The organism is Paenibacillus sp. GCM10027626 (genome assembly GCF_042676285.1).
GTDB lineage: Bacteria > Bacillota > Bacilli > Paenibacillales > Paenibacillaceae > Paenibacillus_Z.
In genome coordinates, this window is the sequence record NZ_JBHTHC010000036.1 from 34,071 (window position 1) to 50,558 (window position 16,488).

General features: G+C 55.2%; 6 protein-coding genes. All 6 read left to right on the forward strand.

The window, feature by feature from the left end; translation table 11 throughout:
* Positions 1–91: 91 nt before the first annotated feature.
* The 6 genes from ACFQ0N_RS36215 to ACFQ0N_RS36240 all read left to right on the forward strand — a co-directional run bounded on the left by ACFQ0N_RS36215 (position 92) and on the right by ACFQ0N_RS36240 (position 16,457).
* Complete coding sequence (locus ACFQ0N_RS36215) at positions 92–2,542, forward strand: family 78 glycoside hydrolase catalytic domain (protein WP_379335015.1); 2,451 nt, start codon at positions 92–94, stop codon at positions 2,540–2,542.
* A complete protein-coding gene (locus tag ACFQ0N_RS36220) occupies positions 2,539–9,168 on the forward strand; it encodes an S-layer homology domain-containing protein (RefSeq protein ID WP_379335017.1) in 6,630 nt (2,209 codons plus the stop codon). The genes ACFQ0N_RS36215 and ACFQ0N_RS36220 overlap by 4 nt, the downstream gene beginning before the upstream one ends.
* A 187-nt stretch (positions 9,169–9,355) precedes the next feature.
* A complete protein-coding gene (locus tag ACFQ0N_RS36225) occupies positions 9,356–12,472 on the forward strand; it encodes a hypothetical protein (RefSeq protein ID WP_379335019.1) in 3,117 nt (1,038 codons plus the stop codon).
* Positions 12,473–12,704: 232 nt separating this feature from the next.
* Entirely contained in the window at positions 12,705–13,445 is a 741-nt protein-coding gene (locus ACFQ0N_RS36230; RefSeq protein WP_379335021.1) for an AraC family transcriptional regulator, read from the forward strand.
* Between the two features lie 149 nt (positions 13,446–13,594).
* On the forward strand, positions 13,595–14,125 hold the full coding sequence (locus tag ACFQ0N_RS36235; protein ID WP_379335023.1) for a Gfo/Idh/MocA family protein: 531 nt from the start codon (positions 13,595–13,597) through the stop codon (positions 14,123–14,125).
* Positions 14,126–14,441: 316 nt separating this feature from the next.
* Positions 14,442–16,457 carry an exo-alpha-sialidase gene (locus ACFQ0N_RS36240; RefSeq protein ID WP_379335025.1) on the forward strand — a complete coding sequence of 672 codons (2,016 nt, stop codon included), beginning with the start codon at positions 14,442–14,444 and terminating at the stop codon, positions 16,455–16,457.
* Positions 16,458–16,488 lie beyond the last annotated feature (31 nt).

Genomic DNA, 16,488 nt, shown 5'->3' on the forward strand with positions numbered 1-16,488 from the left:
TTTGTTCCGAAATATTTGGAATCCTGCGCACGATCGGTTTTGTATGATAGAGTCCGGAGTACATTCGATACGATTAGGAGTGAACAGCGTCATGAACAACATCAGAAATGCGCGGTTTGTCCGTCCCAAGCCTCCCGGCGAATCGTGGGGCTGGCTGCCTGAGACCGGCCTCATCTGGCATCCGGACGAGGTCGAGACGCATTACGAGCAGCCGCTCAATAGTTACTGCCGCTTCCGCAGGACGTTTGATGCCGATGAAGACGTGGCCAGGGCCGTCATTCGTCTATTCGCCGATTCCCGGTACATGCTCTACGTTAACGGCAGTTATGCGGGCAGAGGACCGTGCCGCAGCGACCCGCGCTGGCAATATGTCGACGAAATCGATATTACGCGGTATATCCGCAAAGGCCGCAACACCATTGCCATTCTGGCGCTCTATTACGGGTACGGCACCGGGCAATCGATTCGGCGGATTCCGGCGCTGCTTGCCGAAGCGCGGCTGGAGACGCCGTCACGGATGATCGGCATTGCCGGGGACGGGTCGTGGAAATGCATTTTGGAGAGCGCTTACAACCGGGAGGCGCCGAGGATCAACGGTTGTCAAGGACCAGTCGAGTATGTCGATGCCCGCTTGGCCGATCAGGATTGGATCAAGCCCGATTATTCCGACGAAGGTTGGCAGGCGGCGAAGCGGCGCTCGATCCGCTTATCGCCTTTCTGGAACTTGGTGCCGCGCCCGATTCCGCTGCTGCACGAGCGGCAGATTGATTGCACCGCTGTGGTGAACCGGGGCTCGCTCCTCGAGAAGCCCGAACCGGTCGAGCGGCGTCACCGTCAGATCATCGCCGAGGAAGAAGGGATCACGATTGCCGACAGCAAACGGCGTCCTCTGCCTGAGATGACCTTGGAAGCGAGTGAAGAACATCGGGCGCATCTGCTCACCTGCGACTTCGGCCGTATCGAGCCGGGCTATTTGCAGATCGAGGTTTCCGCTCCTGTGGGCACCGTGATTGATGCCGTCTATGCGGAGGAGCTTTGGGAAGGAAAAGCGCTTTTGAATGAAGATAATAACCGTTCCTTCGATACGTTTGTTTGCCGGGAGGGGCGCAACTCGTTCGAGGTGGCGTTCGGCTGGAAAGCTTGCCGGTACGTTCAGCTGCGGGTACGGAATCCGGACGGGAATGCTACGCTGCACCGGGTAGGGATGAGAAAACGGACCTATCCGGTGATGCGGCACTCGTCGTTTACGTGCAGTGATGATACGATTCGGACGCTGTGGGGAATGTGCGAGCATACGCTGCGTATCTGCATGCAGGATGCGTTCGTCGATTCGCCGAGCAGGGAACAGCAGCAATGGATGGGCGACGGGCGGTGGCAGGCGGTGATGAATCATTATTATACGGGCGACAGCCGTCTTCATCGGAAGCTGCTGGAACAGATCGGACAGTCACAGGATTGGCACGGCATGACCTCGTCCCGTTATCCGGATGGACACCACAATTACCCGCCGATCCCATCATTTTGCTTGCAATGGATCTGCTCCTTCGACGAATATCGCTTGAATACGGGGGATGACGCTCTTATAGAGGAGTGGTGGCCGAATATTGTGCAGGCCGTTCGCTGGTTTACCGCTTTTGAGAATGAATCGGGCCTTCTCGCCGACATTCCGTACTGGCCCTATATTGATGCGGGCGAATCCCCGGACGGGCGTCAGCTCGATACCGCAGGGGAAGGTGTTGTCACCGCGCTAAACCTGCAATATTTGGAGAGCTTGCGCAAAGCCTCTGGTTACGCGCAGCTTGTCAATGACCGGGAGGCCCAAGCGCACTATGCGCGCAAGGCGGATCGTTTGGCCGCAAGCATTCGCCGCCATTTGTGGAATGCGGATGCGGGAGCTTACTCGGACCGGCTGACGGAGGACGGGCTAAGTGGCGTAATTAGCGAACCGACAAACGCACTGGCGCTGCTGCATCTTCACCTCCCGGAGGAGGCGGAGAGCGGCACCATATTCGCGAATGTCTTTGCCGGTTCATCCCGGCAGGCAGTCGCCGGAAGTCCGTATTTTATGCTTGTCGTATGCAGGGCGCTGGCTAAGATTGGCCAGCCGGATCGGGCTTTTGAGCTGATTCGCGAACGATACGCCCCGATGGTGGCCGCCGGTTCAACGACGGTCTGGGAATGGTGGAAATTATTTTACAAGGAACAAAGCAGCGGGAAAGTCCGCTTCAGCAGCGCGTCCCATGCGTGGGCTGGCGCGCCGCTCGTCTTTTGTCTCGAGGAGATTATCGGCATAAAGCAGGCGGCTCCGGGGTTTCGACGCGTAACGGTAACCCCGCGCCTGTGCGGATTGCAATGGGCTGAGGGAACCGTCGTTACGTCCGGCGGCGAACTGCGGATACGTGTGGAGGACAGAGGGCGGGAACTGGCGCTGCGAATGTCCGTCCCACCGGGATGTACTGCACATTGCGGCAGCCGGGAGTATGGTGCGGGGGAGCACGAAGTAGTGATGAGTACGAACGGTGAAGGATGTGGAGCGCGATGAAAAAAGGAGTACGGCGCAACCATTCGCAGCGGGGACTGGTGCGAAAATGGATGATGCAGCTGTTATGTTTGCTGATTGTGGTGTCCGCATGTCCGATAGCCGGACCGAAGGAGTACGCATTGGCGAATCCAATTATTCCAGACGCGCAAGTATATGGAGATCCCTATATTGTCGATTACGGGGACAGCGGTTACGCGGAAGGGGGCGTATGGAAGGATAGCGGATTGAAAGGGTTTAACAATTCGGGAACTCGCTACTCCGACGCGGTCGGTTCGTGGGTCGAATGGTCGCAAGATTTTCGGGCGGGGTACTATAGAGTTTCCTACTACCGAATCGTTCATGCCAGTATGACGGAAGGGCAAATTGACGTTATGCACAATGGGGTAACGGAAACGGTGTATGGGTCAGGGAATAGTTCTGCATCGGGGTGGGTCGTGCTGGGCGACTTCCAGTTTGCCGGCAACGGCGGCGAATATGTGCGGATGACGAATGCCGCGGGTTCCGTGGCGATGCCGGTGCGCGCCGACGCCGTCAAGTTCGAGCGGCTTATTGTCCCCGGGGAGCCGGATCCCGCGGACGATCCGGTGATCGTGAAGATCAACGGGACAAGAGTAACACTGGACCCGCAAGCGATCGTTCAGGATGGAACACCGATGGTGCCGGCGGCGGTTGTTCTGCAGGCGATGGGGGCGCAGGTAACGGCTTCACAGCATACAGTTACCGCAGCATTCGGCACATTGACGCTGGCGTTGGACGGCGGGAGCGGGAGCATGACACGCAACGGGCAGGACGTGCCCTTGTCCAAGCCGGTTCAAGCCGTAAACGGCGTGCTGTATAGTCCGGCAAGTGAAACGATCGCCAGCGCCGGCGGATCGGCGGCGTGGAACGCGCAATCGAAAGTGCTGGCGATTACATCTGCAGCCGCACCGCAGCCATACGGGCAGCCGATCATTGTGGACTACGGGGACAACGGTTATTCCGAAGGGGGAGGATGGCTCGACAGCGGATTGAAAGGGTTTAACAATTCGGGCACCCGCTACTCATCCAAAGCCGGTTCGTGGGCGAGCTGGACGCATGATTTTCAACAGGGGCTATACAGAATATCCTATTACAGAATCGTGTATCCGAATACGAAGGACGGCCAGCTCATCGTCAGCCATAACGGCGTGGAGGAACAGGCATCGCTGCCCGGCAATATGACCGCCTCGGGATGGGTCGTGCTCGGAGACTATACATTTGCGGGCCGTGACGATGAGTACGTCCGGTTGCTGAATGTCAACGACGGCACCGCGAACCCCGTTCGCGCGGACGCTGTCAAGTTCGAACGGCTTGTGTCTCCGTGGGACCCGGACCCGGCAGACGATCCGGTCATTGTGAAGATCGACGGGACAAAAGCGGCGCTCGATCCACAGGCGATTGTTCAGGATGGCGTCCCAATGGTGCCGGCGGCGGCTGTTTTGCAGGCGATGGGCGCTGATGTGACCGTCTCGCAGCAGGAGATTACCGCGGTTCGCGGCGACTTGACGCTGCAGCTTGACGCCGCTGACGGAACGTTGGCGCGCAACGGGCAGAACGTGCCTTTGTCCAAACAGGTCCAACTGATAAACGGCGTCGTCTTCGGTCCGGCGGACGAGCTCGTGACGAGCCTTGGCGGCACATCTGAATGGAACGGGGAGTGGAAAGTGTTGAATATCCGTTCGGTAATCCCGGTCAACGCCTATATCGCTCCAGACGATTTCGCCACGCTGGGCACGTGGGAGACCGACAGCACGAGCGGGGCTTTCCGCGATTTGAACTTGCGCGGCATGACGAACGAACGGCCGCAGGAGGCGGTTCCGGCAACGGCCAACGCTCATATCCCGGCTGCAGGCAAATATTATGTGTGGGCGCGAACGTGGGACGTTTCACCTTCGTCCAATTCCAGGCTGTTTCAAATTCGCATCGGCGGACAGGAATTGCCTCATCTGTTCGGCAAGCACGGCGGCGGCTCGTGGAAATGGGAGATGGGAGGCACGGTCGAGCTGCCTGCGGGTTCGGCCGAGTTGAATTTGCTCGATAAATCCGGTTTCTATGCCCGGGTTGACGGCATCTTTCTCACAAACGATCCGGCTCAGGTTCCCCTGGAAACTTATGAAGGCATGGCCGCGCTTGTACCGCGGGATACCGCTTATCCGGAGCAATTAAAGTTCCCGGATTGGGCGCTTGCGCAAGATGCCCCTGCCGAGCAGTATACGATCGGAAACGGCAAAGTCTCATACACGTTCTATCAAGTCCAAACGCCGAACGGAACGGTCATCCAGCGATCGTCCGAGGTGCGCGGCGCGGCGGGCTGGATTCCTGTCGAGCGCCGGACGGATCCGAACGCCTGGCTGCTGCTGTACGCTGAATCGAGCAAGCTGCAAGGCTCCGTCAGCCAATTTCCGTTATGGTCGCAGTCGTATACAGTCGACGGCGAACCGGTTTCCGTCATTACGACCGATATTTACCGGGCCGGCTTGCCGCTCTGGCTCATCCCTTCGTCCATGAGTCAAGTGGACGGCGATACGGTCGAGCTGAAGGCAGAAAACGATTATGCGTCTCTGACGATCAGGTGGCATATAGCGGACGATTCGAGCGATCCGCAGGTGACGCTCGCGATGGAGCCGAAACAGAACGGCTTTTTCAGCATCGGCATATTTGCGGGCAGCGAGCAGAAGATGGATGACGTATCGTTCGTTCTTGCGCCTTACCGCATTGCGGGCAAGTATTTGCCGGGCAACCTCGGCCTCGTGACGGAATCGTATGCGACCGCGCCGCTCAGCTTGCTGACAGTGGACAGAAGCGGATCGAAGCTGACGTACGGTGTTTCTGTTGACCCGCAATCGATCGGCTTCGAGTGGCCGCGTAATGCGGCGAGCCGCTTCGCCTTGTCGGTGAACGGCACGGATGGAGGCGCCCGCCCCGGTCTGTTTGCTCCAATGTTTGGAACCGATGCGGCCAGAATGAAGCCGGGAGACCGCTTCGAATTCGCGTACCGGATGGTGGGGCATGCGGCGGATTGGTCCGACACGTATAAAGCGCTCGTTACGGATCTGTACGGCTTCGCCGATTACCGTTCCAATTATTATGCGACCTTGAACGAAGCGATCGATAATACGCGGCAGCTGATGCTAAATGACGAGTTTGGCGGTTGGGGGGAGAACGGGAAAGCTCATTACAATATTGAATTGCCTTCCACCGTCAGCGTGGCCGATCCGCTGGAAGCGCTGCAAGCGTATTTGCTGACGGGCGATGAGAATGTCTACGAGAAAAGGACCGTGCCGACGATCGAATATTTACTTTCCCGCGGCAAGCAGCATTTCATCCCGGTTAAAGGCAATACCGGAGGTACAATGCAATGGAACGGGCCGATGCCAATAGGAAGCCCGGTTGACGCGTTCGGCACTGCCGTATTCGGCGGCGCTTATGCGATGACTAACGGTCTGACGCCAACGCTCGGCGATATCGGGATCAAACAAGGCGCCAGATACAAAGGGGGAGTGACTGAATTTTCCGAATATGTGTGGATGTACCGGTTCACCGGCGAGCAGCAGTATTTGGATAAAGCGAAGCAATTGGCCGATGCTTACATCGCGAGCGCAGTAGACAAGCCGAAATCTGTGCTGCCCAGAGACGACATCTTTATCGCGCTGTCTTATTATCCGGATATCGGGGCGCTAATCGATCTGTATGAAACAAGCGGCGATCAAAAATATTTGGATGCAGCGGCGAAAGCGGCCGACCTGATGCTGACGACTGTTTTTACCGGTCCGGTTCCGGCTGGAGAAAATTATACAGTCTCGGCGGATGAAGTAAGGAACAGTCATTTTATGAAGGATAAAACGGAACCGTGGTGGGCTGGGAGGACGAACATCCGGCGCGGCTACGATGAAGCGGGGCTGCAGCAGCTGCAGGACGAAACGGTGCCGGACTGGGTCGTGTCCAGGGCGGGCCTTAGTCTCGAGCAAACGTCAACGTTCCGCCAGCACGACAGCGCCGTTATGATTATGGCCGCATGGGCGCCGGATTTAATGCGATTGTCCAAGTATACGGGAGATCGCTTGTTCGAAACGTATGCGCGCAATGCGATCGTCGGACGCCACTCGAATTATTCCGGCTATTATTATGACCGCTATTTGACCTATCAAATGCAAGAGAATTACCCGTATGAAGGTCCTGATCTTACTGGCTTGTACTATCATCATATCCCGCCGTTTCTCGCGATGCTGGAAGATTTTCTGATCACGCAGGCATGGAATTGGTCCGACGGGGCGATCATTTTTCCGTATGTGCGCCAGCAAGGGTATGCGTATTTCAATAATCGCCATTACGGCTTCGATAAAGGATCGTTCTTCGATTTGAATGATATGTGGTTATGGCTGAAGGAAGGGCTCGTCACGACGACAAGCAAGCAAATCGATTACGTCGCGGCGCGCAAAGCGGGGCAATTCGCCGTTGCGCTCATGAACGAATCGAAGCGGCAAGAGGACGTTATGGTCACGCTTAGCGCGGAAGCGACGGGCGGGGCGCTGTATTCCGGGCCGGGGGTACTCTACACATCGGCAGGGGAACAGTCGCCGATCACACTTGTGAACGGTCAAGTGCAAGTTGCCGTCCCCGCACACGGGCTGATCGCGATCGCCGTGCAAGCGCCGGGCGTTCAGGATCCGGCACAAGCTGCACTCTCACTGGAGGATCCGGCTGGCGGCTCGATCGGAAACACCGCGGTACAGGCGGTTTACGGCACGGATGTCGTGCGCGGCGCGACAATCCAGATGAAGCCGGACAGCTATCATGCTTATGTAAACGTAGACCGTATGCCGGATACGACTGCAAAAGTTACGCTGCACTACCGGATCGGGGAAGGCGAATGGCAGACGAAGGAAAGCGCGTCGTATCCTTATGAGTTTACGACGAAGGTCGAAGACGCCAAGCTGTCCTTTACCTGGTATATGGACATCACCAACAAAGCGGGTGCAGTGACGACAACCGGCGAGAATACGCTTATGTCGCCGCTCTCCGACCGCGAAAGCTCCAATGCCGACTTGCGGCAAATAGCGGTGAACAATGAGCCGGTCAGCGGGTTCGAGCCCGGGTGGAGCTTGTATACGGTAGAGGCGGACCATGCCGCAGCGAGCGTATCCGTCCAAGCGTATGCCGCCGACGCCCGTGCATCGCTGACAATTAACGGCGTACCGGTGGCAAGCGGCGCCGGTTACCGGGTCGATGATTTGCAGGAGGGTGACAATAAAGTTCTTATTACCGTAACTGCGGAGAATGGCAAGACGGTCAAATCGTACTACCTGACGATCCGCCGCGCCGACGCCCCGGAAGGTCCCGGAGCAGGATCGAATCCGGATGCCGGGTTCCCGGTCGGTGACTGGCCGGAACCAGCAGGCAAACAAACGGCGCACGGTTCCGTTGTTGTGATCGGCCAGCCGGCCGTTTCGCAAGGGAGCGTCACAGCCGTCGTTGACGCATCTGTGCTGCGGGAAGCGATTGAGTATGCAGCATCAGCGTCAGCGGACAATAGCCGCATGGTGACAATCTCGCTTCCCGCCATCGCTGACGCGAGATCAGTCACGGTGACATTGCCCGTACAGCAGGTGCGCGTTGCTGTGCCGAGCGGCATCCGCAGCGTCAAACTGCAGATGGGTCTGGCGTCAGTGACCGTCCCCGCTGCTCTATTCGCCGAATCGGCCTTCGAGAACGCGGAACGTGCGGACGTTGCCGTTGCACTCGTCGATCGGGCGGCACTGCCAGAGGCGATTGCCGAAATCGCAGGCGAGAACCGGGTTTACGAATTCACTTTAAGGATCGATGGCCGGGCGCTAACCGATTTTCGCAGTAAAATGCTCACCATTAGCTTTGCTTACGCCCTGCGGCAGGGCGAAGATCCGAACCGTGTCGCCGCTTATTATTTGCAAGACGAGCGTGATCCAGAGCCGGTGAGAAATTCCATATACGACCCGCAAACCGGTTACGTCACCTTTGACGTCAAGCATTTCGGCAAGTATGCGGCGTTTGCGGCAAAGGAACGATTCCGCGATCTTAGTGGCGTTCCATGGGCGGCAGGGAGCATTGAGGCTTTAGCCGCGCGGGGAATCGTCATCGGGGATGGACAGGAGCGATTCGCTCCGTACGAACTGGTGACGAGGGGCCAGTTTCTGAAAATGCTCATCGGCGCATTCGAATGGGAGGACGGTTCCACGGCCGCGGACTTTACGGACATCAGTGCGGACGATCCTTTCTACGTCTATGCCGCCAGCGCACAGAAGCTCGGTATCGTCAACGGTTATAAAGACGGCACGTTCGGACCGGCAAGGGCGATTACCCGTCAGGATATGGCGGTAATGGCGTACAGGGCGATGAGCGCAGCCGGCGTCAACGTTGCGGAACGAGGGGCTGCTGCGTTTGCGGATGAGGGCGATATCCAGCGGTATGCCCAGGAAGCGGTACAGACGCTGCGGGCGCTCGGCATCGTCGACGGGACAGGAGCCAACAGATTCACGCCCCAGCTAAACAGTACAAGAGCGCAAGCGGCAAAAATGATTTTCGCTCTTCTATTGGAGCGGCATAAGCTGAGGGATGCTATGCAGCGCGGATAAGAAGGCTGCGCGCACTAGCTTCCAGCGCTGAAGAAAACAACGTAAAGGGCCGCTCCTCGTAATCAGCGCAAGGGGCGGCTCCTTGTATGAGCCGGCAGACGGGCGTTCATCCCGCAAAGGGGATGCCCAAATTTGGCGCATACGCTTGTTCGTTTTATCACTATACAACATTTGGAGTGGATGACAGATGCAGCAGTTGATTGAGGATTTTAAAAATCCCCCGGCGGCTTACCGCGGAAAGCCGTTCTGGGCCTGGAACGGAAAGCTGGAGAAGGAGGAGTTAATCCGCCAAATCCACATCATGAAGGAGATGGGCTTCGGCGGTTTCTTTATGCATTCCCGCGTCGGGCTGGAAACGGAATATTTGGGGGATGAATGGTTCGATTTGATTAATGCTTGTACGGATGAAGGGACAAAGCTGGGGATGGAGGCTTGGCTTTACGATGAGGATCGTTGGCCCAGCGGAACTGCCGGCGGGCTGGTTACCGAAAATCCGGCGCATCGGATGAAGAAGCTGGCACTTAAAATGATGGACGGCTCGGATTTCCGCTGGCACGACGATTGGATTGCCGCGTTTGCTGCATCGGTTGACGGTATAACGCTTCATAAGTATCGGTCCATAGACGAGACAACTCCGAAAGCACAATATGAGAACGAAACGGTATTGGCTTTCCGCATTGAAGAGATGGCGGCGTCCAGCTTCTATAACGGGTACACCTATTTGGACACATTAAGCGGAGCTGCAACGGAAGCCTTTATTCAAATCACGCATGAGCGGTATAAAGAACGCTGCGGAAATCGATTGGGCACGAAAATCGCCGGCGTCTTTACCGACGAACCGCACCGCGGCAGACTGATGGCCAGCTTCACCTCCGGTGGAGAGAACGAACCCGGTCTGGAATATACGGTTCCCTGGACGCCGCTGTTGTTCGGCGAATTTGAGAAGGCTTTTGGTTATGATGTCAGGCAGAGGCTGCCAGAACTGTTCCTGCAATATAAAGGAAGCCCCGTTTCACAAGTGAAATGGCAGTATGTGGAGCTGCTCCAACGCTTGTTTTTGCAGCATTTTATTGTTCCGCTTCATGACTGGTGCAAGGCGAACGATATGGTTCTCACGGGGCACGGCCTGCAAGAAAATTCATTAGCGGCTCAAACGGCCATGACCGGTTCTATGATGCGCCTTTATGAGCATATGGGATATCCGGGCGTGGATGTGCTCAGTGAATTCAATCGGTCTTTTTGGATTGTCAAGCAGCTTTCCTCTGTGGCGCGGCAGACCGGCCGGAAGTGGCTGCTGTCTGAATTGTACGGCTGCACAGGATGGCAGATGCCGTTTGCGGGGCATAAGCAAGTAGGCGATTGGCAGGCGCTTCTTGGAATAAATTTGCGTTGCCACCATTTGTCCTGGTATACGATGCAAGGCGAAGCCAAGCGCGATTATCCGGCTAGCATTTTCCACCAGTCCGCCTGGTGGGACGAATATAAGTTCGTGGAAGATTATTTTTCCCGGATCGGCCTCGTTATGAGTCAAGGAGCGTCAGTTTGCGAAACGCTGGTCATTCACCCGGTAGAAAGCGTATGGTGCCAGGTTTATCCCGGATGGTGCGATGGCCTGGCGGCGCAGGATGAAGCGGTCAAGCGGCTGGAGCTTCAGTTTATGCAGCTGTTCCATTGGCTGAGCGGAGCCCGGATTGATTTCGATTATGGCGATGAAGAGATGATGGGCCGCATGTGTCAAGTGGAACCAACGGGGGAGGGACCTGTGCTGCGGTTTGGGGAAGCGATTTATCGTCAAGTGGTTGTAGCCGGTATGACTACGATTCGTTCCTCGACATTGGCTTTGTTGGAACAGTTTCTACATGCCGGAGGACGCGTCATATTTGCGGGCGAGCCGCCTGAATATATGGATGGGGTTCTGTCCGGGCGGGCTGCAGCGTTGTCTCGGTATGGGATCAGCGTGCCGTTTGTTGAAGCCGATCTGGCGACGGTCTGCAACGAGGGGATAAGGCCGATCGTCGAGGTAACCGGCGCTGACGGCAGTCGCATGGAGGACATTTATGCTCAAGTGAGAAGAACCGATGACACTTATATCGTGATGCTGTTGAATGTGAATCGGGAACAAGGATGGGAGGATGTCCATATTACACTGCATACGCCCGGGTATGTCGAACAATGGGATTGTGCAAAAGCACAGCGATATGCGGCAAGCTCCAGGAGGAAAGACGTGCACGCGTTCATTCGGGACATCCCGGCTGGCGGTGAGCTTATCTTTGTAACATCCGCAGACTGCGATGAATCGCTCAAGCCCTACGAAAGAAAGAGCGCGCCGGAAGCCTGTGAAATTGAAGGTCCGTTTGATTATGTATTGAATGAACCGAATATATGTGTTCTCGATCTTGCGAGTTGCCGGGTGGACGGGGGTGTTTGGCAAGACGAAGAAGACATCTTGCATATCGATCGCAAGCTGCGTGTCCGGTACGGACTGGAAACACGCGGTGGCACTATGATACAGCCTTGGTTCGAAAAACGGGAACCGTTTGAGGTCAAAGGTGAGGTTGAATTGAAATTTATGTTCGATGTTGCGGAATTGCCCGATAGCGGTTTGGAGCTTGCGCTGGAGAAGCCGGATCATTTCGAAGTGTTCCTCAATGGCACGAAACTTCAGTATCAAATAGAGAGACATGATTGTTGGATTGATCAGTGCTTTAGCAAAATTCGGATTCCGCATGAAAGCGTGGTCCAAGGGACGAATCATGTTTTGATTCGGACAGCTTTTCATCAGGGGATCGATTTAGAAGCGATTTATTTGCTGGGTCAATTCGGGGTGTCGCTGCAGGGAACCCGAAAGACGCTCACTCGAATGCCCGCCAAGCTTGAGATCGGCGATGTTACGAAGCAAGGGTTTCCGTTTTACTCCGGGAAAATAAAGTATATTGTCGATCTCTCGAAGGTTAATCGGATAAGCGGGGACTGCTCGATTGCCGTTCCATATTTTGGCGGTGCATGCGTGAAAGTGTTCACTAAGGATGATTGTGGTGACGCTGCGGTACAAATGATCGCATGGGCGCCTTATGAGGCTGAACTGGCGAATGAATTAGGCTACTCCAGCACACTGTCACTGGAGATCAGCCTTACGCGCCGCAATACATTTGGCCCGCTTCACCAAATCCCCCTCTATGCCCGGGCCTACGGTCCAACGAACTTCGTTACCGAGGGAGAGCATTATACGAAAGCGTATCAGCTCGTTCCATCAGGCTTGCTGGCAGCTCCCCGAATATATGAAAAGCAGGTAAAGGGCGGCTAGTTTAGCTAACTTAATGTTGCTTTTAAATAGAAGTTGTTAATTTGTTCCCGAAATAAGCTATACTATTTTCAAAGTGATCTGCATGCTGTTTAAAGCGATAGAGAGCAAGAGAGGGGAGGGGGAGTCCAATGTCTCAAACGAATGAAAGTTTTGGCAGCTATCTGGCCAATATTCAAACCTCGATTTTTGCGGTTTCCTGTCAGCATCTCGGCAAAACTGGTCTTATTCGAATGTGAGCTACGAATATAATCTGCTATATTACATTGTTAGCGGAGAGTGCCGGATTCAGGCTAATGGCGAGGAAATTCGGCCGGCAGCCGGCCGGCTTGTTTTACTGCCCGAAGGAACGAACATTACGACATCATCAGAGGATGAGCATTTCTCCAAATACTTCTGCCATTTTACTGCGACGCTGGGGGAAACCCGGCTGTTTGATTTGATGAAATTATCTGCAATGGTTGAAGTCAGCAACAGGTCGGAAGTCGAAACGCTGTTTCGCCAGCTTTTACAGTACGCCACGGATAAAACGATGACCTCGGCCTTGCGCAGCAAAACGATCCTGCTGCAGCTTCTCTGTTACTATATCGAAAATAGCCCGCTCTGCAAGCTCAACACCTCCGGCCACTCTTCCATGGAAGCGGTTAATGTTGTACTAGGTCATATCGAGCGTCATTTGTCGGAAAAGATGTCGGTAGACAGGCTGGCTTCGCTTGTCCATTTTCACCCTCATTACTTCATTCAGGTTTTCAAAACGATGATCGGCTGTCCGCCGATGCAATATATTACGAAGCTGCGGTTTGAGCATGCCTGTATTTTCTTATCCTCAACAGCTATGAGCGTGCAGCAAATTGCAGAGCGTGTAGGGATTGAGCCGGATTATTTCGCCAAATTTTTCCGGCATCACTCCGGCATGACACCGACCGAATACCGCAATCAGGCCAACCGTTTGCAGAAGGGCGTAAATAAGCTCTAATCTTAAAAAAGCTCTAATTCAGCTAAAACTAAGATCTGATTATTTTCAGGTTCAATCTTACTTCATTCAATTCCTCTCTCCGGCGGATCGGACTATAGTGAATGTAGAAAAGAACATTCAAGGCGTTCAGCGCCGAAGGAGAGAAGGATATGGGAGCAAAGCAGCCGGTCCGAATGGCTGTCGCAGGCGGAGTGCGCGGCAGCAGCTATATCAAATCTATGTTAATGATGCCTGATAAAGTGCAGCTTGCTGCGGTATGCGATTTGAATGAAGCGGTTCTAAACGATTGGACAACAAAAGTGCCCGGCATCAAGACCTATACCAGCTTCGAAACGCTGATGAACGAGCCAGACATCGACGCCGTATTGCTGGCCACTCCGATGATGCTGCATGCCAGGCAGGCTGTACAAGCCATGCAGGCCGGCAAGCATGTGCTTAGCGAGGTTGCGGCGGCTCATACAATTGAAGATTGCTGGCAGCTTGTCGAGACAGCGGAGCAGACCGGGATGATCTATATGATGGCCGAAAACTTCAATTATTTTCGCTTGAACATGATGGTCAAGAACATGACGGATCAAGGCGTTTTCGGCGAGCTTACCCATGCCGAGACCGCGGACGGCTATATTCGTATTGCACTGCCGGAAGTAGCGGGGTATATGATGGTAGTCGTGGAACGGTGAAAATGGAAATCGTGAAAGCCGCCGGGTATGCTCTGTTGCATGGCGGTGAAAGTTTGCCGTTCTTAGTTAATTCCACACACATTTTATTAGTTTTACCACATAGGAAAACGGTTTCAAAAAAGCTACAATGATAGCAGGCCCGACAGACGGGCGAACATCATGAGAACGAATCATATCGCGATATAACCGAAATGTCAGAGGAAAGGGGCGAACCACGTGAAAATTTGATTTTGCCAAATACGGTTTGGGACTATTGATGGACATTGCAGGTGCTAATAAAATTCGTGTATATTCCATTAATTTGGAGGTGTTGTTCATGAAAAGGACAACAAGTGTCACGTACGCAAGCCTATTCCTGCTATGCTTCGTTATAGCGATCGGTCTGATCCTGCCCGGGTCTCAGCCGGCTTCGGCGATCTCCAGTACGACCGAGCCTGATGTCATCGTCGCATCTGGTATCCCCGGAACGTCGAATACGTATTTTCCTTCGATGGAGCGGCTAGCAGACGGAACGCTGTTCGTCGTCTATTACTCCGCCAGCGCCCACGAGGCAACGAACGGCAAAATCATGAAAACGGTAAGTACAGACAACGGACAAACGTGGTCGACCCCCGTCACGATGATTGATACACCGGATGACGATCGCGACCCGTCGGTCATGCAGATGAACGACGGCACGCTGCTCGTGTCATGGTTCACCTTCAACAATACGACGACGGTCCGGCAAGTCCGGACGGCGCGGAGCACGGACGGCGGAGCGACGTGGAGCAGTCCGGTCAAGGTCGGAACAAGCCTGGCTTCTTACTCGGCCGTCACGTCGAAGGCAGTCGAGCTGAGTAACGGCGATCTGCTCCTGCCAATCTACGGCTCTATCGTGAACCGGCAAGAAATGCCGCGCTCTACCGCGGTTCGCAGCACGGACGGCGGCTTGACCTGGAACGCTTCGACGGAGGTATTGCTGGCCGAGCCAATTCCAGCGCAAAACATCGGCTTCGTCGAGCCGGTCATCGTTGACCTTGGAAACGGACATTTGTACAGCCTGCATCGTACATTGAATAACTACGATAATTATTACGCATGGGAGAGCCATTCGTATGACAACGGTTTCACGTGGACGCAGGCGAAGCGAACGTCGATGAAGGCGCACTGTTCCGATTTGCTGCTGCTGAGCAGCGGTCTGCTTTTGCACACATGGGGGGATCGGAGTTTCGCCTTTACAGGCGGCAGGCCGGTAGTAGGCAAGGCGATTCCGGTCGGAGACGACTGGGCGGATTGGCAAACGGTAGCCATCTACACCAATTCGGGTGTGGGGGATATGAGCTACCCGAGCGCGGTCGAACTGCCGGACGGGACGATATTCATGGTGTATTACGATGCAGCGCGCGGTTTTATCGGCGGGACGTATGCGACCGTGGAGGAGCTGTCTAAGCGAGATCCGCATGACCGGTTGGATTTGATGTCCCTTTATGCGAGCGGCGCCATGCAGATCGACACGGACTTGACATGGACGACGGCCGGCCATCCGGAGACGGGTATTACGGGTGCGATTGACGGCAGCTTCTCCTACTGGAACAGCTCGTTCCGCGGAACGAAAGCTCCGCCCGCGGCGTATTACGAGCTGATCTTCCAAGACCCGGTAACCCTTCGGGCGATCGGCATCAACATGAGGCCCAACTATACGATGAGCGGTACCGTTTCCTATTCGAATGACGGAACGTCCTGGACGACGCTGCGAACGTATACGAACATCGTACAAAACAACGGCGAGTTCGATATGATCGAGCCGGCCGCGCCTGTCACGGCGAAGCATGTCCGGGTCGAGATTACGTCGTCTAGCCAATGGGCCGGACTAACGGAGATCGCCCTGTTCGGGACGCTGCCGCCTCCCGGCACAAAGATCGACTTGATTTCGCTGTACAACGCCAACCAGCTCCAGATCGATACCGACATGACCTATACCACATCTTCCCGCCCGGGGCTCGGCGTAACGGGCGGGATCGACGGCAATTTGACCTACTGGTATTCTTCTACCCGTAATTCGTCCGCACCTCCGGCAGCGCATTATACCGTTTCGCTTGGCAGTACGAAGCAACTGACGGCGATCGGCATCAATTTGAAGCCGGGTTATGCCGAGGATGCGGTCGTATCGATCTCGGCGGACGGTACGACTTGGACTCCCGTAGCAACATTTACGGACGCCGTCCATCAGGACGGGATGATCGACATCACCCGGTTGGCCGCGCCGATGGCTGCCGCATACGTCAAGGTGGAAATTACCAAGTCCGAGGGATGGGCTTTGTTAAACGAGCTAGAGTTGTATGAAGCTTCATGAGTAAAGCCCACACCCTACGATGAGGATTATG